Here is a 14,988-nt window from a genome sequence, read left to right on the forward strand (position 1 = left end):
CGGGTGAGCCAGATTGCCGTTTTGCTAGGTGCTTGTGGCAAAAAAGTCATTTGTAGCCAACCATGGTTAAACCATAAGGCCCGCGCTGTGCGCCTGGGGATGGTTGCAGAGGCTGGCCCCGTTTCAGGCAAGCAATAAGCACTGATCGGCATGAAAATTGCTGATTTCAAGCTAATTACGATATCGACGGGTGTGAATGATGGCGACTTTGTCTGATTCCAGCCATGTGGCACTGGTAACGATTTATGAGATAGGCAAGATCCTCAGCTCATCGCTGGATTTGCAAAAGACCTTGCGGCAAGTGGTCAATCTGGTAGCGAATCATCTCGGCATGCAGCGTGGCATGGTGTATGTGCGTGACGATGGCGACAGTTTGCAGGTGCTTGCCTCCGTGGGCTTTAGTAAAGAAGAAGTCGCGCGGGCGCGTTTCCAGGTAGGCGAGGGCGTCACCGGCAAAATTTGCCAGATGGGTATGCCAGCCGTGATTCCCGATCTGGTGCAAGAGCCATTATTTTTGAATCGAACTGGTGCGCACCGCGCGGTGGATGGCATGACCGTCGCCTATTTGGGGGTGCCGATTAAAACCGGCCGTGAAACCATAGGCGTGCTCAGTTTTGAGCGCTTTGCCGAGGATAAACAGGGCCTGTTTGAAGAAGACTTGCAACTGCTCACCATGGTCGCCAACCTGATGGGGCAAACCATCTTGCTTAACCAACAGGTGACCAGTGACCGCGAACAGTTGATGCAGGAACGTCAGCGCCTACAAAAAGAGCTAGGCACTAAATACAGCATCCACAACGTGGTCGGCCAATCTAAACGCATGCGTGAAGTGTTTGCTGATGTGCACATGGCTGCACCTGGTAACAGCACCGTCCTGTTGCGTGGCGAGTCTGGCACCGGCAAAGAGGTGATCGCGCGCGCCATCCATTTTTTATCATCCCGCAAAGACAAACCCTTTATCAAGGTCAACTGTGCCGCACTCAGCGAAAGCCTGCTTGAATCCGAGCTGTTTGGTCATGAAAAGGGCGCCTTTACCGGCGCCATGCAAGAACGCAAAGGCCGCTTTGAGCAAGCTCACGGCGGCACGCTGTTTTTAGATGAAATCGGTGATACCTCGCATGCGTTTCAAGTCAAATTGCTGCGTGTGCTTCAAGAGCGCGAGTTTGAACGGGTAGGCGGCAACAAAACCATCAAGGTCGATGTGCGGCTGATTTGCGCCACCAACCGTAACCTGGAAGAAGCCGTCAACAACGGTGACTTCCGTTCCGACCTCTATTTCCGCATCAATGTGATTTCCATCTCGCTGCCCGCCCTGCGTGAGCGCCGTGATGATATCCCTTTGCTGGTCGAGAACTTTTTGGGCAAATTCAACAAAGAAAACAGCGCCCGCGTCAGCATCACCCCAGAAGCCATGAACGTACTCAGCAACTGCCACTGGCCAGGCAACGTGCGCGAGCTGGAAAATTGTGTCGAGCGCTTTGCCACCATGGCGCGCAGTCACCTGATCCGCGAGGTGGATATCCCTTGCCAGACCAACCAGTGTCTGTCCTCCACCCTGTGGAAATACCAGGCCAAAGGCGCAGTCATCCCGATTGCCCCGGTCAATGCCAGCCCTGCAAGTCCGGTAGCGCCAGTCGAGCTACCCACTCCGGCTGAAACCAGCGATATGCCACTTACTGAGCGTGAACAACTGGTGCAAGCCATGGAGAAAAGTGGCTGGGTACAAGCCAAAGCCGCACGGTTGCTAAACCTCACGCCAAGGCAAATGGGCTATGCGCTGAAGAAATACAATATTGAGGTGAAGCGGTTTTGAGTGAATCCTGCGTAAGCTAGTCATTGGCGGGGCTGATTGTGACTGCATGTGCTGGCGAAAATTTATGGTGATTGCGTCTGGTATCGCATGTATCGCTCGTGCAATGCATGTGCAGGTTAATTGCTATCGAGAAAGTCGGCTGGGACATTGCTTGCAGCAAGCAACTCAAGAAAGTCGCTCCAGTCCGCGGGTTTGCTAGAAAGGATCACATCGCCAGTTTCTTCATCCCTACGGATAAACACTTCATTGGTGTTAAATCGATATTCCGCTGGCAAGCGTACCGCCTGACTACGGCCATTGATAAATATTTTTGCAGTCTGACTCATCATCACACTCCAAGTTTTGACGTGGTAGATACCAAAGTGTATATCATCGGTTGGCAGCCATACAATTGGTGCATATGCAAGATAGGTTGGGCGTTATGTCTTCTTTGGTAGCGACCATTTGAATGGTCGCGAGTAAATGTTATTCCACAATTGGTCTTGTACTGTTGCAATGAGGCTGTCTCGTGTAGCCTCCGAAAGAATCTTTTCGAAGATTTCCTTTGGCACGAGAACATGATGCGACTTGCGAGCCTCAAGGCACATGGGGCAGCCATCTTTTATGGAGTAATTTGATAAACTGGTCTGGCACCAACCTACCCGACGAGTCCAACGCTTGTAGCGCCACAAATGCAATAGCCATTCCTTGGCATCTACTTTGGTATAGGGGTACAGGAGGCCAATGGCTGCAAGGTGAATATCGTGGGAAGACGTGTTCCTTATGACAATAGATATTCCAGATGTAGTCACACCTTCAACAGTATCGACGCCAAAAAGTAGATCGACTTTAAATCGAGGTCTAGACTGCAGAACATTCCAGAGGAAAACCACCGAAGAAAGAATGGCCGCATAGATTGCGAGGTAATCAGTAACTTTCAATATGTCAACTTCTCCTTTCTATAACACACGCCACATTTAGACGCTCAAAGTTTGAATTAAGGGGCGCCGTTAGGCGTTCGCTTGAATGATGGGTTTGGCATCTTATTCAATCGACCTCGACCTGAGTAAAGTGAGCGCATAACGTATCACACCCAGGGTTTTCCGACGTATTAAACGGAAAGTCATATAGATCAAGCAATAACTGCTCACAGTATTTGGCTTGGCGGTTTGGCATCTCTGCAAAACTCCAGTAGACGAGAAGCTCTTCTGAGAAGTCCTTTTCTTCCCAGTGTTTGAGAAGGCGCCGTTCAACGTAACCCTTCCCTACGTACAGTGCCCGCATTTGAAACATCCCATGCGTATCACAGTAGTCGTCCTTGTGCCACAAAACGTAGACGCCACTCTTTCGAGAAAGTCCCCATTTGATGATCAAGTGTTCATCGCAAAGCGAATTATCGGAGAACCAGCCGACGTTTGAGTGGCAGATCTGGTGGAGACTTGAGGTGAACCTCGTCTCCTTGTAAAGCAGTTCATCAAACTTCGCCGACGACCAGTTGCAATGGCATGTACATATTGAGTAGCAGGGCATGCGACGCAACGCCTCGTTTGACATAAGGGGCGCGCTTTAGCGCGTCCCGCTTGATGGATGGGTTGGGGCGCGCCTATGGAACTGCAACATAGCAATTGCCCGATCAGTCAACATACCTTCGCACTCCTGGCTCGGTTGGCTTTATAGTCGTTAGGCGATGACTTACATCAGGTGCCTTCTCTGCTTTTTTATTGATGAGTCTGCCCAAGAATATTTGAAGCTCCATGCAACACGTCGAAAGCGTACCGAGCATTTTTTCTCTGTTGCCGCCTTTAATCTCTTTATGATCAACTGTGTAGCCGCTCAACTGACCGATAAGGGCTTGAATGTCGTTGCGAGTGAGAGAAACGCCTTCCCAGTTATGGGCGAATTGATTCCGAACTTTGCGAAGAATCTCCATGTCTTTGTATTGCGCTTCGGTCACGAGACCGAAGGAGTAAGCGGCCTTTGTACGAGAGCCGAAAGTGCCTAATGGTGCACTGAAACCTTCAACGAGCTCCTTGGTGGCTTTGCAGTCTCTGAAATACGCTATCAGTAACCGACCGAGCGTATCTTCGATAAATGTCGCTAACGAGAGCACCATTGCGCGATCATCTTGTGCGCCAACTACCGACAGGAAACGATTCAGATTCTCGAGGGTGTGCTTTTCATCGGTATCGCCTCTCAGCACAAGCCCCTTATCTTTAACCTCAGCGACCTCTGTCATTTAGCGCCCCAAAGTTTGAATTAAGGGGCGCCGTTAGGCGTCCCGCTTGAATGATGGGTTATACAACTCATGGTGCCACCTTAGGCAACATTAATGTAATTTGTTCGACTCTGTCAGAACCTATGGAATGACTAAAATGAAGAACATAATCAGGATAGTCATATCTTTCCCAAGCACCCATTTTACCTAGGATAGCTACTTCTTTCTCAGCACTGAATTTTATAGGGCTACCGTATTTTCTTAATATTTCATCTCTTGTAGTTAAATTATTAACACCATCAAACCCAGCATAACCCTTTGCTAAAAATAAAAAAATAGTTGTAATTGAATTATTTTTGCCTAAATGTATTTCCCATGACTCATCTGGCGCGCTAACACAATACTCTTGCTCCTCACCTTCTTCTAAATTGTCATGGATTTCCAGTATTCCTGAGTTCTCAAACTGATTTGATACATCTTCAAATCGTCTTCCAAGTATCTCTAGAGGGTTCATATTTATCATAATGTATAACGTTGGAGGTAAGGGGCGCGGAGCCGGCTTGCCGGCGGAGCGTCCCTCTTGACCGAAGGGTTAGGCGTTTTTTGGACCATGAGCACTCCATAATTTTTCAAACTCAAGCTGGCTGATAACGGCGCCGAGAAACTCACTTGAGCTATTAATTTCATCCAGCGGTGGTACGGGCGCGGTGCCCAACTCAGTGGTATCGGAGTGCAGCCCAGCGGAAGCGAAGCCCACCTCCCCACGGGAGAAAAACTCCAATTTTCTTATCTCGTATCGAGATTCATCCAGTTCAGACACCAGGCGTACTGGGTACTTTGAGTCTTGATGAATCCATTTAACGTCAATGTATTCCATAGCGCCTAACGTTTGAGATAAGGGGCTGGCGAAGAAGCTGGCACAGCCGTAGTTATTAAAATTATGATCATCGAAGAAAGTTCTCGCCAGTCCCGCTTGATGGAGGGGTTAGAGCGGTATTACATTCGATAAATGTTCTAGTGGTTATACCAAGCCAACCGGTCACACTTTTTGTGCATGCCTCCATTCCGATAGCGTATTTCTCATACTCGGATTTAGTAACTCCAACTCGATTTTCCATAGTGTTGGCTCCGATCACGAATGTATTACCAAGACCTCTTATTTGTTTAAATTTGTTTGTTATCAAACCCTTTGAAACAACCTCAGCAGATATTGGACCTATTTCGTTAAGATATCCAGTTAGAAAGAGAGAATAAAAAATCATGAGAGCTGCAATTGCTGATAAGTCACCATGTCCTCGGAAGCACCCCCATATAATCGTAGTAAGAATGCAAAAAATAATCGTCGCCAAAATAATAAAGTGCGAGAAATTTAGTATTTGAAAACCATAGGGTACAGGGTAAGCAAAAAACAGTGCTAAACCAATAGTGCTTATGAATAGAGGGCCGAACAGATTTATGCGACCACTAAGTAAACGCTTATTATAGGGCTCTCTAATCTCAAATGTGTTTTTGGAAATTAGGTTCGCAATAACCAGTAATGGAAGAAATAAAAGAGCAGATGCTGTTGCCCAATAATAATGCCAATATGGAAAAAGTATGAGCCAACCCAATATAACAAAAGATATTAGTATCAGCGTTACTTTTATAAGTCTCAAACCATTGCGCATAAGCTCTAACTTAAAATAGACATCCGAAAAGACGTAAAACTTTGCGTCATAGGTATTTTTTGTGGTGTAAGTTGATATGGTTTTATCATATTAAACAGAGTGTTAGATCATTTTAGTCTATCCTAAAAGATTAGGTAATAACGTCTTTCTGCCGCTGCAATAATATTAATGACTGCGCCTTAATCATGACACCACTAAAAGCTTGTTATGTTGGGATAATGCCATAGTTGTAAAAAAGTCGAAATAGTTTCCAACTACCTTAGTTTCCATACCCTCTGCTGTTAGCAATCCGACAATCATCTTCCCCCTTTGTCATATAGCTGACAATCTGAAATCCATACAAATACCTATCTAATCAATTGATTTTTAATGGATTATTTTTAATTTTCCAGATGGCATGCGAATTGCAATACTCCTTGTAAATTCATATCGAGGAGCATGCAATGGCAATTTCAGCAGAAAGCCCAGCGAGCACAGGTCGCTTGCGTCCCTTACCCGGCATTAAGGTGGAGGTGGCTGGTCAGGCGGCTTCAGGTTGTAGTACGACTGGTGGCGAAGGCAAGGCCAGTTGCGGTTCCTCCGATGGTCAGGGGGATATGCCTGCGGAAATCTGGGACAAGGTTAAAAATCACCCGTGCTATTCCGAGGAGGCCCATCACCATTATGCGCGCATGCATGTGGCAGTGGCGCCGGCTTGCAATATCCAGTGCAATTATTGCAACCGCAAGTATGACTGTTCTAACGAATCCCGCCCCGGTGTGGTGTCGCAAAAGCTGACACCGGACCAGGCGGTGAAAAAAGTGCTGGCGGTGGCGAGCGAGATTCCACAAATGACGGTGCTGGGCATTGCCGGGCCTGGCGATGCTTTGGCTAACCCGGCCAAGACCTTTGAGACCTTCCGCCAGTTGCAGGAACAGGCACCGGATATCAAGTTGTGTCTTTCAACCAACGGGCTGGCGTTGCCGGACTATGTGGACGAGATTGCCAAATACAACGTGGATCACGTCACTATCACTATCAATATGGTAGACCCGGACGTGGGTGCCCAGATTTATCCCTGGATTTTTTACAACCACAAGCGCATTTACGGCCGCGAAGCCGCCGAGATTTTGACCGAGCGGCAAATGCTGGGTCTGGAAATGCTGACTGCGCGTGGCATTCTCACCAAGATCAACTCGGTGCTGATTCCCGGCATCAACGATGAGCACTTGTATGAGGTAAACCGGGCGGTGAAAGCGCGTGGCGCTTTCTTGCATAACATCATGCCGCTGATCTCAGAGGCTGAGCATGGCACTTATTTTGGCCTCAATGGCCAACGTGGACCGACTGCGCAGGAGCTCAAGGATGTGCAGGATGCCTGCATGGGCGGCGCTAACCTGATGCGGCATTGCCGTCAGTGCCGTGCCGATGCGGTGGGCCTGCTGGGTGAAGACCGTAGTGATGAGTTTACCCTGGACCAGATCGAGCAGATGGACGTGGTGTATGACATCGAGAAACGCCGCGCTTACCAGGAACAAGTCGAAGCCGAGCGTCAGGCCCAGCATGCCGCCAAGCAATCGGCACTGGCTGAGCAGGGCGCTGACGATGGCATGAAAGTGTTGGTGGCAGTGGCAACCACTGGTGGCGGCAAGGTTAACCAGCACTTTGGTCATGCTGACGAATTCCAGATTTATGAACTGACTGCCAGTTCCACCACCTTTGTCGGTCACCGCCGGGTGGATTTGTATTGCCAGGGCGGCTATGGCGAGGATGAGCAATTGCCTTCTATCGTCAATGCCATTAATGACTGCCATGCCGTATTGGTTTCCAAAATCGGTGCTTGCCCACGCGATGAATTGTTGGCGGCAGGCATAGAACCGGTGGAGGAATACGCCCACGAGTTTATTGAAAAAGCCGCCTTGGGCTGGTTCGCAAGCTACCGCGCCCGCGTTGCCAGCGGCGAAATCACCCATATTCCACGCGGCGATGCTGCGATTCGACAAGGCGCATTTAAAGCAGCCTGAGCCATACAGTAAAGGAGACCTCACATGGCATACAAAATTGTAACTTCCCAATGCACAGGCTGTTCAGCCTGCGAGCCGGAGTGCCCTAACCAGGCCATTTATGAAAAAAATGGCGTGTTCATGATCAAGCCGGAAAAATGTACCGAGTGTATCGGCCATTTTGACGAGGCGCAGTGTGTGGCGGCGTGCCCGGTAGATAACACCTGCATTATTGATAACGCCTATCCGCGTTATCAGGCATAAACGGAGAACCGACATGGAACTGACGATCACCCCCAAGGCAGAAAAGTTTATCAGCCGCATGATTCGTTTTAATGGCGGCACCGACCAGCACGGTTTCCGGCTGGTGGTCAGCCCTGGTGGCTGCTCTGGCCTGAGCTCGGAGTTTAGCGTGGAGGCCGCACCATTTGCCGGGGATGCCATTGTTGAGGCCAGCGGGCTGCGCCTGTTTTTACCGGCTGAGTCGCGCATGTTACTGGATGGCGCGGTGGTGGACTTTATGGATAGCCCGATGGAGTCCGGCCTGACCTTTTTGACGCCTAACAGCGGCAGCTGCGGCTGTGGCAGCAGTGGCGGTGGTCATGGTGATCACGCCAGTCATGGCGGTCCGGCTACCGTCAGCGTCGCCAGCATTATGCGTAAAGCCTGAGTAAAGGCCGGGGTAGGGCGTGCTGATGGATGCCGATTTTAAACCAGAGGTGCTGGAAAACAGCTGGTTTGCTGAGCGCTACCGCGCCTTGCCAGCCTCTGCTGCCGAGCAACTGCGTTTGGCCAGCATTCACTATGCTGATAGCAGCCGGGCAGAAACGCACCTGCTGATGGCACGCATGATGGCGCCTCATAATCCTGCCATCAAGGTCGCCGAATATCGCTTTTATTTCTATCAGGCCCGCTGGCCTGAAGCTTTGCGCATCGCCGAGCAATGCATGGCGATGACGGCGTTAGAGCTGGGGTTTCCGTTGAGTTGGCGGCTGGTCAGCCCGCAACATGGCCAGTTTGAAAGCGATGAACCCGCTCACCGCTTTTACCTGTTTTGTCTCAAGGCTTATGCCTATTTGCTGATGCGGCTACAACGCTTGCAGGCGGGGCGCGAAGCCGCGGAAAAACTGATGCAGCTGGACCCAGCCAACAAGGTGGGTGGTCAGTTGTTATTAGACGTGCTGGACCGGGCAGACCGGGAGGCCGAGGATGATTGAGCCCGGCCCTATGGACCACTTGCAGGCAGAAAGCCACTGGACCGACAGTGACTTGCCTGCGGTTGACTGGCTGGGCAATGCCTTGTCATGTGCTGCGTGTGAGCATGCAGACTTAAATGCGCAGGGGCTATGCCAGCGGATGCGCAGTTGTGTGCATGACCGCTATGCCAAGCGTATAGACCGCTTTTTTAGCCAGCATCCGGCGTTAGCGGCACGCTATATCGACCATCCCTATTTTGAAGTGCGCGCAGTCGCGGCCAAGTTTCTGGATGTGTTTCATTTGAACCGCCTGGTCAGTGATAGTGATGAAACCGTACGGGCCAGTGTTGCCTTGCGTTTGCCGTCACATTTATTGCATAAGCTCATCTATGACCCCGACCGTGAAGTCCGCATCCGGGTGGCGTTGCGTTTGCCAGAAGCCGAGCTGGGTAGCCTGTTATATGACAGCGATTATTACGTGCGCGTGATTGTGGCGCGCCGCATTGCCCCCACCCAGTTGTTTTACCTGATGCACGATGCCGATGCCTCGGTACGCCGCGAAGTGGCTGAACGCATCGGCATGGACTGGCTGCCTTTACTGGCAAACGATAGCGCGCAGGAAGTCCGTTTGACGGCTATTCGCCGCTTGCCGGTCACGATGTTGCCCGCATTCCGCCGGGATGCTGACTGGCGCATCCGTTTTGAAGTGGTGTTGCGCATTGCGCCCGAGTTTTTGGCAGACATGAGCCGCGATCGCGACGAAGCGGTGGCGATGGCAGCTGTCGCCAGGTTACATCCGCATCTGCAAGCCCCTGTCCCGTCCCACCCGAATGAACCTAAGGAGAGTGTCCATGGCGACCAATATCGTACGCGACAGTGATGTGGTCGAACTGGTGAATCCGCCCCGGTTTGACTATGGGCAAAAGGTGCGCTCAAAAAAATATGTGCGCAACGATGGCACTTTCCCTGGCAAAGAGGTCGGGGAGATTCTGGTGAAAAAAGGCGATGTTGGCTATGTCACCAGTATAGGCACGTTTTTGCAGCAGTTTTATATCTACGGTGTGGACTTTTACGAGTTGGGTTACCGCGTGGGCATGCGGGGCAAAGAACTGGAAGCAGATGAACCTGAGGACGAAGGCGACCTGGCGAGTGAGCAAACCGGGATCACCACAGCGCAGGCAGAGGAGGCATAAGCATGGCGGAAGCAGAAAACACAAGTGGCGGTTTGGCCGGGTTTAATCTCAAAGAGCCGCGCATGGCCCGTTTTCAGTGGGGGCAACCGGTGATGACTCTGGTTGACCTGCTTAATGATGGCAGCTATCCCGACCTTGCCGAGACGGCTTTGCTGGCCGCGGCAGGTACGCGCGGGGAGGTGGTCAATGTTGGTGTGATAGAGGAGAGTGGCCAGCCCGTGTATCTGGTGGAGTTTGCTGATGGCAAAGTGGTCGGGGTGCTCGAAGAGGAGCTGGCCCCGGTTTGAGGGCAGCGATCACCTATGTTGGTGAGTAGCCTCTGCCCACATCCCAACGAGCTGGACCGCTTGCGTATTGAAAAACTGCTGGAGACACGTAGCCGCTACAAATATGTGGCAGCCAAGGTGACGCCCTGTTGCGAGGGCTACCTGGTGCGCAGCCCATGCTGCTCGCGTACGGTAGATCCACAGGGTGGCGAGATTGATATTGCGCGCATTGAATACCAGTCCGGGGATTTCTGGCGTTTGTACCGTAAGGATGATGCCAGGCAGTGCTGGTGTGCGCATGCGGAATTTCACAGTTTGTCTAGCTTGCTGGATGTGCTGATTGCAGATGTGAACCGGGAGTTCTGGCGATGAAATGGGTATATGCAGACCACAACGCGACCACGCAGCCTTTGCCACAGGTGGTGGAGGCGATGTTGCCGTGGCTAAGCACCTACTTTGGCAATCCTTCCAGCAGTCATCCGCTGGGGAGGCAGGCACGAGAGGCGCTGGTGAATGCGCGTGCCAGTGTGGCGGCTTTTTTGCAGGCGAGCCCGGCCGAAGTGGTGTTTACCAGTGGCGCCACCGAGTCTAACCATTTAGCGATCCAGGCGGCACTGGCAGCCCTGCCCGAGCGGCGGCAGATTGTCACCAGTGCGGTAGAGCATACCTCGACCCGTTTGCTGCTGGCCCAGTTGGCAAAACAAGGCTTTGAGGTGATTGAAATCGGTGTGGATAGCCAAGGGCAATTGTCCATGCCTGACTTGCTGGCGGCGGTGGGGCCACAGACTGCATTGGTCAGCCTGATGCATGCCAACCATGAAACCGGGGTGATTTTTCCGGTGGCTGAAGTGGCCGCAATCGCCCATCGCCATGGGGCACTGATGCATGTGGATGCAGCGCAAAGTGCAGGCAAACTGCCGTTAGACATGGCGGAACTTGGTTGTGACTTACTGGGGTTTTCTGCCCACAAACTGTATGCCGCCAAAGGCTGTGGCGTGCTGTATGTGAAAAAAAGCTTCAACTTGCAACCGATGTTGTGGGGCAACCAGGAGCGTCACCGCCGGGGTGGCACAGAAAACTTGCCTGGCATTGTCGGGCTGGCAAGCGCTTGTGATTATTTACGCGACGCCCAAGGGCACCACGCCATACAGATGGCGAGTTTGCGTGATCAGTTGGAGCAGGCGGTATTGCATGCCTTGCCTGGGGTCGCGGTGAATGGGGGCGGTGCCCGCGTGGCCAATACCAGTAGCCTGTGTTTTGCCGGGCTGGCCGGGGATTTAAATGGTGAGGCCTTGCTGCTACGGCTGGAAAAGCATGGCGTGCTGGCATCGCGGGGCAGTGCCTGCAGTGCAGGGGGGCAGCAGCCTTCGCATGTGTTGCAGGCCATGGGGCTCACGCCTGCACAGGCGCTTTGCTCACTGCGTTTTTCGCTGGGGATCCATAGTACGACCGCAGAGGTGCACGCCTTGCTGGAGGCGCTGGTCAGCACGGTCAGACAGCTGCAGTTGCAAGCTGCTGCTTAACCGCATTTGAAAGGGAGTTTATGAAAGTCATGATACGCCGTACGGAACAGGGCCTGTCGCTCTATGTGCCAAAAAAAGATTTGGAAGAGCCGATTGTTGAACAGGAAAAACCAGAGTTATGGGGGGGCATGATCAAGCTGGCTAACGGCTGGCAATTAAGCCTGCCCGAGATGGCCGCGGACACCCGGCTGCCGATTACCGTGGAAGCCAAACGCATTGGTGAATAAAGGAGTACAGCATGTGTATTGCCGAACAAACCTTGAATGAAATTGCGCAGGCGCTGGGCGATATGCGTGCTGTGACCAGCAACCCGCTCAGCATGCTGCGTGAATGTTTTCCTGAGATCAGCTTTTTGCGTATGAGCGAGCGCGATATGGATGAACTGCCGTTCCGCCGCTTAAACGATTACAACTTGTACCTGCTTGATACCCGCGAGCATTGCGTCAAGCTGACACAGCAACTTGAGCATGCCACCGGCATTGTGCTCACCCAACGGGACGCCTGACATGGCAGACACTGCAAATACTGGCAGTGCCATCGCTTTAAGCAGCGCAGATTATGGCGATTCAGAGCTGGCTGCGCTGCAACTGGTGCTGTGGCGAGAGGCGCAGAGCAGCGGGCCGCTGACCCAGGCGTTTGAGCAGGCGTTTGCTGGCTGGCTGGGGCGTAAACATGCGATTGCTGTCAGCAGTAGCACCATTGCTTGCCTGCTGGTGTTACGGGCCGCCGGCATCGGCAGTGGTGACACGGTGATGGCATCTTCTTATAGCTGGCGCCATTTGGCGCATGCCATCCACTGGAGTGGTGCCCGGCCCTTGCTGAGTGAAATCGATTACTGGTCACAAACCCTGGCAGCAGACAAAATAGAAACTGCCTTGCAGCGTGAGCCACATGCTAAGGTCAAGGCCTTACTGGTCAACAATACCAACGGCCACCCGGCAGATTGGCAGGCTTTGCGCACGCTCGCACACGCACAACAGTGGCTGCTGATAGAAGATGCCAGCGAGTCTATTGGTTCGCGTTATCAGGGCCAGCTCACCGGGTGCTTTGGCGATGTAGCGATCTTTGATTTTAGCCAGCCCTCGGCTTTGTGTTGTGGCAAAGCAGCAATCATCGTCACTGATGACGACACACTTGCGCTCAAACTACGGCATTACCGCCAGCATGGCAGTGAAGACCAGGCTTCACTGAGTGCCAGTTTGCGGCCCCCGCTGGATGCAGGCATCAGCGAACTCACCGCTGCGTTGGGGTTGGTGCAACTCAAACGCCTGCCGGAAATTCTGACCAGGCGCAAACAGGTCGAAGCCTGGTATCAGGCGCAGATTTCCAGTTTTGAAGGCATCAAGCCGCCCTATATCGGCCCGGGGGTGGATGAGGTGCACTGGATGTTGTACTGCGTGCATCTGGGCACGCGTTTTTCAGCCAGCAGCCGTGATGCCATGGTCGAGGATATGGCCACTGAGCGGGTAGAGGCGGCCGCCTATTGCCGCCCATTGCACTTGCAACGCGCCTATGTTGAGCAATATGGCATGCGTAAAGGGCAGCTGCTGGTGACTGAAAAAGTAGCAGACCGTTCGATTGCACTGCCTTTCCATAGCGGACTCACTGAAGACCAGATTGCTTTTATTGTTAAAACCGCCAAGGATGCCTCGATTAATGTCGGCGCCGGAGCGGCGATCTATCTCTAAGCGTAAAGGAAGAACACATGCACACACAATTGCAAACCATACGACAAAGCCTGGCCGAAGGCAGTGTGATTCCCTATCTGGGGCCCGCTGTTCTTGAGCTGGAACCGGCGAGCTGCAAGGTGCCAGCCACACCGGAGGCCCTTGTCGCCTTGCTCACCAGCAAGGTAAGTGTGCCGCACAAAATCCGCACCAACCTGACCGCGGCTGCCCAGTTTATTGAGAACTTCAAGCATCGAAAATCCCTGGTTAACCTGATGACTGAAGCTTATGCGCCTGGTGCTAGCCCGAATGCGCTGCACCGTTTTTTAGCCAGCTTGCCAAAAAAACCGTTGTTGGTGGTGGATAGCTGGTATAGCAATGCCATGGCTCAGGCGCTGGCTGGGCAGCACAACTGGGGCATGATACAGGGCGTGTCGCAGTCGGAACATCTGGGGCAGTGGGTGCATTACCTAGAGCTGGACGGTACGAATATTGAAGCCAGTGAAGCGGATGCGTGGACGACCATCCTCTATCAGCCGCTAGGCAGCAACCAGCCTGCGCAAAACTATATTATTTCTGATTCTGACTATGTCGAAGTGCTGACCGAAATTGATATCCAGACACCGATTCCATCGCGCGTGCAAGAGCTGCGTAGTGGCGCACACTTTTTATTTATGGGTTGCCGCTTCAACCACCAACTCACCCGTACGTATGCCCGCCAGATTATGAAACGCTCATCAGGGCAGCATTGGGCTGTCATCTCCGGGCCACTCACGCGCATGGAAGAAAAATTTCTGGCCGAACAGCAAATCAACCGCATCGACTTACCACTGGCAGATTTTGTGCACTGGCTGCAAACAGCAGAGCTAGCAAAACCGCTAGTCGCTGCCTGAGGAGCTTCTCATGCCTTTGTATGATTTTAAATGCAGCCAATGTGGCCAAGCACAGGAGCTCTTGCTTAAACTCAATGCCAATGCGCCAGCCTGCCCGCATTGCGGCGGTGCACTGCAAAAACAACTATCCAAACCCGCCGACCCAGGCAAAACCGCAGGCATCATCGCCAGTGCCCGTAGCCAAGCTAACAAGGAAGGGCATTTCAGTCATTATTCGGCATCGGAAAGAAAGAAGCTTTGATGCCGCAGTGGCTTGCTATGCTTGCCTAAACCTTATCAAGGCCCCTTTTGTTGTCATGGCTTTTGTTGCCATTTCAGTTTGAAATGACGCTAAAAATCTGAGCAAATACTTGTGCTTTTGATCGCTGATTGCAAAAGCTGAAGGGGTGTTGAGATAAAAGCGCGCTCGCGTTAGCGTGGCTAAGCAAGGTTTTTGACATTGGGGGACTGGCGGAGAAGGGGGGATTCGAACCCCCGATACGCTTTCACGTATGCCTGATTTCGAGTCAGGTACATTCAACCAGCTCTGCCACTTCTCCGGGAGGCCTGTGCAATCAATCATTGCGCGTTCAAGGCCTGATAAGGGCGCTAGTC

The 14,988-nt window shown here is 52.2% G+C and carries 20 protein-coding genes and 1 tRNA gene; 15 read left to right on the forward strand and 6 right to left on the reverse strand.

Features of this window, described 5'->3' with window-relative positions; all coding sequences use genetic code 11:
* Window positions 1-199: 199 nt before the first annotated feature.
* A complete protein-coding gene (gene nifA / locus ACIDF8_RS05440) occupies window positions 200-1,813 on the forward strand; it encodes a nif-specific transcriptional activator NifA (protein WP_412009567.1) in 1,614 nt (537 codons plus the stop codon).
* Window positions 1,814-1,929: 116 nt separating this feature from the next.
* Here the strand turns inward: nifA and ACIDF8_RS05445 are convergent, their stop codons facing one another.
* From ACIDF8_RS05445 to ACIDF8_RS05465, 5 genes are all read right to left on the reverse strand, one after another.
* On the reverse strand, window positions 1,930-2,139 hold the full coding sequence (locus ACIDF8_RS05445; RefSeq protein ID WP_412009568.1) for an antitoxin: 210 nt from the start codon (window positions 2,137-2,139) through the stop codon (window positions 1,930-1,932).
* A 93-nt stretch (window positions 2,140-2,232) separates the two neighbouring features.
* Complete coding sequence (locus ACIDF8_RS05450) at window positions 2,233-2,733, reverse strand: hypothetical protein (RefSeq protein ID WP_412009569.1); 501 nt, start codon at window positions 2,731-2,733, stop codon at window positions 2,233-2,235.
* A 692-nt stretch (window positions 2,734-3,425) separates the two neighbouring features.
* Window positions 3,426-4,028, reverse strand: coding sequence for a hypothetical protein (locus ACIDF8_RS05455; protein WP_412009570.1), 603 nt, complete (start codon window positions 4,026-4,028; stop codon window positions 3,426-3,428).
* Between the two features lie 67 nt (window positions 4,029-4,095).
* A complete protein-coding gene (locus tag ACIDF8_RS05460; RefSeq protein WP_194748419.1) occupies window positions 4,096-4,521 on the reverse strand; it encodes a hypothetical protein in 426 nt (141 codons plus the stop codon).
* A gap of 78 nt (window positions 4,522-4,599) precedes the next feature.
* Window positions 4,600-4,884, reverse strand: coding sequence for a DUF6881 domain-containing protein (locus ACIDF8_RS05465; protein ID WP_412009571.1), 285 nt, complete (start codon window positions 4,882-4,884; stop codon window positions 4,600-4,602).
* A gap of 1,233 nt (window positions 4,885-6,117) precedes the next feature.
* Here ACIDF8_RS05465 and nifB point away from each other — a divergent pair.
* From nifB to ACIDF8_RS05535, 14 genes are read left to right on the forward strand one after another with little or no spacing between them, the layout of a single operon-like run.
* On the forward strand, window positions 6,118-7,677 hold the full coding sequence (gene nifB / locus ACIDF8_RS05470; RefSeq protein ID WP_412009572.1) for a nitrogenase cofactor biosynthesis protein NifB: 1,560 nt from the start codon (window positions 6,118-6,120) through the stop codon (window positions 7,675-7,677).
* 24 nt (window positions 7,678-7,701) lie between these two features.
* On the forward strand, window positions 7,702-7,920 hold the full coding sequence (locus ACIDF8_RS05475; protein WP_194747276.1) for a 4Fe-4S binding protein: 219 nt from the start codon (window positions 7,702-7,704) through the stop codon (window positions 7,918-7,920).
* Window positions 7,921-7,933: 13 nt separating this feature from the next.
* Window positions 7,934-8,326: a HesB/IscA family protein gene (locus tag ACIDF8_RS05480; protein WP_412009573.1), complete on the forward strand. Its 393-nt coding sequence runs from the start codon at window positions 7,934-7,936 to the stop codon at window positions 8,324-8,326.
* A 25-nt stretch (window positions 8,327-8,351) separates the two neighbouring features.
* Window positions 8,352-8,873 (forward strand): hypothetical protein, encoded by a 522-nt coding sequence (locus ACIDF8_RS05485; protein ID WP_412009574.1) that lies wholly within the window; start codon window positions 8,352-8,354, stop codon window positions 8,871-8,873.
* A complete protein-coding gene (locus ACIDF8_RS05490) occupies window positions 8,866-9,732 on the forward strand; it encodes a 4Fe4S-binding leucine-rich repeat protein (protein WP_412009575.1) in 867 nt (288 codons plus the stop codon). Before ACIDF8_RS05485 ends, ACIDF8_RS05490 begins: the two co-directional genes overlap by 8 nt.
* Window positions 9,704-10,045, forward strand: coding sequence for a nitrogen fixation protein NifZ (locus tag ACIDF8_RS05495; protein WP_412009576.1), 342 nt, complete (start codon window positions 9,704-9,706; stop codon window positions 10,043-10,045). The genes ACIDF8_RS05490 and ACIDF8_RS05495 overlap by 29 nt, the downstream gene beginning before the upstream one ends.
* A gap of 2 nt (window positions 10,046-10,047) precedes the next feature.
* The gene (locus ACIDF8_RS05500; protein WP_412009577.1) at window positions 10,048-10,332 is read left to right on the forward strand and encodes a nitrogen fixation protein NifZ; all 285 of its coding nucleotides are present in this window, start codon (window positions 10,048-10,050) and stop codon (window positions 10,330-10,332) included.
* Between the two features lie 15 nt (window positions 10,333-10,347).
* Complete coding sequence (locus ACIDF8_RS05505) at window positions 10,348-10,683, forward strand: DUF3024 domain-containing protein (protein WP_412009578.1); 336 nt, start codon at window positions 10,348-10,350, stop codon at window positions 10,681-10,683.
* Window positions 10,680-11,834 carry a cysteine desulfurase family protein gene (locus ACIDF8_RS05510; protein ID WP_412009579.1) on the forward strand — a complete coding sequence of 385 codons (1,155 nt, stop codon included), beginning with the start codon at window positions 10,680-10,682 and terminating at the stop codon, window positions 11,832-11,834. The genes ACIDF8_RS05505 and ACIDF8_RS05510 overlap by 4 nt, the downstream gene beginning before the upstream one ends.
* A 20-nt stretch (window positions 11,835-11,854) precedes the next feature.
* Complete coding sequence (gene nifT, locus ACIDF8_RS05515) at window positions 11,855-12,061, forward strand: putative nitrogen fixation protein NifT (protein WP_412009580.1); 207 nt, start codon at window positions 11,855-11,857, stop codon at window positions 12,059-12,061.
* Window positions 12,062-12,072: 11 nt separating this feature from the next.
* Window positions 12,073-12,339 (forward strand): hypothetical protein, encoded by a 267-nt coding sequence (locus tag ACIDF8_RS05520; protein ID WP_412009581.1) that lies wholly within the window; start codon window positions 12,073-12,075, stop codon window positions 12,337-12,339.
* A gap of 1 nt (window position 12,340) precedes the next feature.
* The gene (locus ACIDF8_RS05525) at window positions 12,341-13,522 is read left to right on the forward strand and encodes a DegT/DnrJ/EryC1/StrS family aminotransferase (RefSeq protein WP_412009582.1); all 1,182 of its coding nucleotides are present in this window, start codon (window positions 12,341-12,343) and stop codon (window positions 13,520-13,522) included.
* Window positions 13,523-13,539: 17 nt separating this feature from the next.
* Window positions 13,540-14,394 carry an SIR2 family protein gene (locus tag ACIDF8_RS05530; RefSeq protein ID WP_412009583.1) on the forward strand — a complete coding sequence of 285 codons (855 nt, stop codon included), beginning with the start codon at window positions 13,540-13,542 and terminating at the stop codon, window positions 14,392-14,394.
* 10 nt (window positions 14,395-14,404) lie between these two features.
* Entirely contained in the window at window positions 14,405-14,635 is a 231-nt protein-coding gene (locus ACIDF8_RS05535) for an FmdB family zinc ribbon protein (protein ID WP_412009584.1), read from the forward strand.
* A 207-nt stretch (window positions 14,636-14,842) separates the two neighbouring features.
* Here the strand turns inward: ACIDF8_RS05535 and ACIDF8_RS05540 are convergent.
* Window positions 14,843-14,933 (reverse strand) — tRNA-Ser (locus tag ACIDF8_RS05540).
* Window positions 14,934-14,988 lie beyond the last annotated feature (55 nt).

Source organism: Methylophilus sp. 3sh_L, assembly GCF_046766015.1.
Taxonomy (GTDB): Bacteria; Pseudomonadota; Gammaproteobacteria; order Burkholderiales; family Methylophilaceae; genus Methylophilus.

What these genes read in the sequence shown, in the direction of transcription:
- ACIDF8_RS05490 (WP_412009575.1), top strand. Translation starts at nt 8,866, where the DNA reads ATGATTGAGCCCGGCCCTATGGACCACTTGCAGGCAGAAAGCCACTGG.
- nifB (WP_412009572.1), top strand. Translation starts at nt 6,118, where the DNA reads ATGGCAATTTCAGCAGAAAGCCCAGCGAGCACAGGTCGCTTGCGTCCC.
- ACIDF8_RS05525 (WP_412009582.1), top strand. Translation starts at nt 12,341, where the DNA reads ATGGCAGACACTGCAAATACTGGCAGTGCCATCGCTTTAAGCAGCGCA.
- ACIDF8_RS05505 (WP_412009578.1), top strand. Translation starts at nt 10,348, where the DNA reads ATGTTGGTGAGTAGCCTCTGCCCACATCCCAACGAGCTGGACCGCTTG.
- ACIDF8_RS05520 (WP_412009581.1), top strand. Translation starts at nt 12,073, where the DNA reads ATGTGTATTGCCGAACAAACCTTGAATGAAATTGCGCAGGCGCTGGGC.
- ACIDF8_RS05465 (WP_412009571.1), bottom strand. Translation starts at nt 4,884, where the DNA reads ATGGAATACATTGACGTTAAATGGATTCATCAAGACTCAAAGTACCCA.
- ACIDF8_RS05510 (WP_412009579.1), top strand. Translation starts at nt 10,680, where the DNA reads ATGAAATGGGTATATGCAGACCACAACGCGACCACGCAGCCTTTGCCA.
- ACIDF8_RS05485 (WP_412009574.1), top strand. Translation starts at nt 8,352, where the DNA reads ATGGATGCCGATTTTAAACCAGAGGTGCTGGAAAACAGCTGGTTTGCT.
- ACIDF8_RS05530 (WP_412009583.1), top strand. Translation starts at nt 13,540, where the DNA reads ATGCACACACAATTGCAAACCATACGACAAAGCCTGGCCGAAGGCAGT.
- nifA (WP_412009567.1), top strand. Translation starts at nt 200, where the DNA reads ATGGCGACTTTGTCTGATTCCAGCCATGTGGCACTGGTAACGATTTAT.
- ACIDF8_RS05455 (WP_412009570.1), bottom strand. Translation starts at nt 4,028, where the DNA reads ATGACAGAGGTCGCTGAGGTTAAAGATAAGGGGCTTGTGCTGAGAGGC.
- ACIDF8_RS05475 (WP_194747276.1), top strand. Translation starts at nt 7,702, where the DNA reads ATGGCATACAAAATTGTAACTTCCCAATGCACAGGCTGTTCAGCCTGC.
- ACIDF8_RS05500 (WP_412009577.1), top strand. Translation starts at nt 10,048, where the DNA reads ATGGCGGAAGCAGAAAACACAAGTGGCGGTTTGGCCGGGTTTAATCTC.
- ACIDF8_RS05480 (WP_412009573.1), top strand. Translation starts at nt 7,934, where the DNA reads ATGGAACTGACGATCACCCCCAAGGCAGAAAAGTTTATCAGCCGCATG.
- nifT (WP_412009580.1), top strand. Translation starts at nt 11,855, where the DNA reads ATGAAAGTCATGATACGCCGTACGGAACAGGGCCTGTCGCTCTATGTG.
- ACIDF8_RS05495 (WP_412009576.1), top strand. Translation starts at nt 9,704, where the DNA reads ATGGCGACCAATATCGTACGCGACAGTGATGTGGTCGAACTGGTGAAT.
- ACIDF8_RS05535 (WP_412009584.1), top strand. Translation starts at nt 14,405, where the DNA reads ATGCCTTTGTATGATTTTAAATGCAGCCAATGTGGCCAAGCACAGGAG.
- ACIDF8_RS05460 (WP_194748419.1), bottom strand. Translation starts at nt 4,521, where the DNA reads ATGAACCCTCTAGAGATACTTGGAAGACGATTTGAAGATGTATCAAAT.
- ACIDF8_RS05445 (WP_412009568.1), bottom strand. Translation starts at nt 2,139, where the DNA reads ATGAGTCAGACTGCAAAAATATTTATCAATGGCCGTAGTCAGGCGGTA.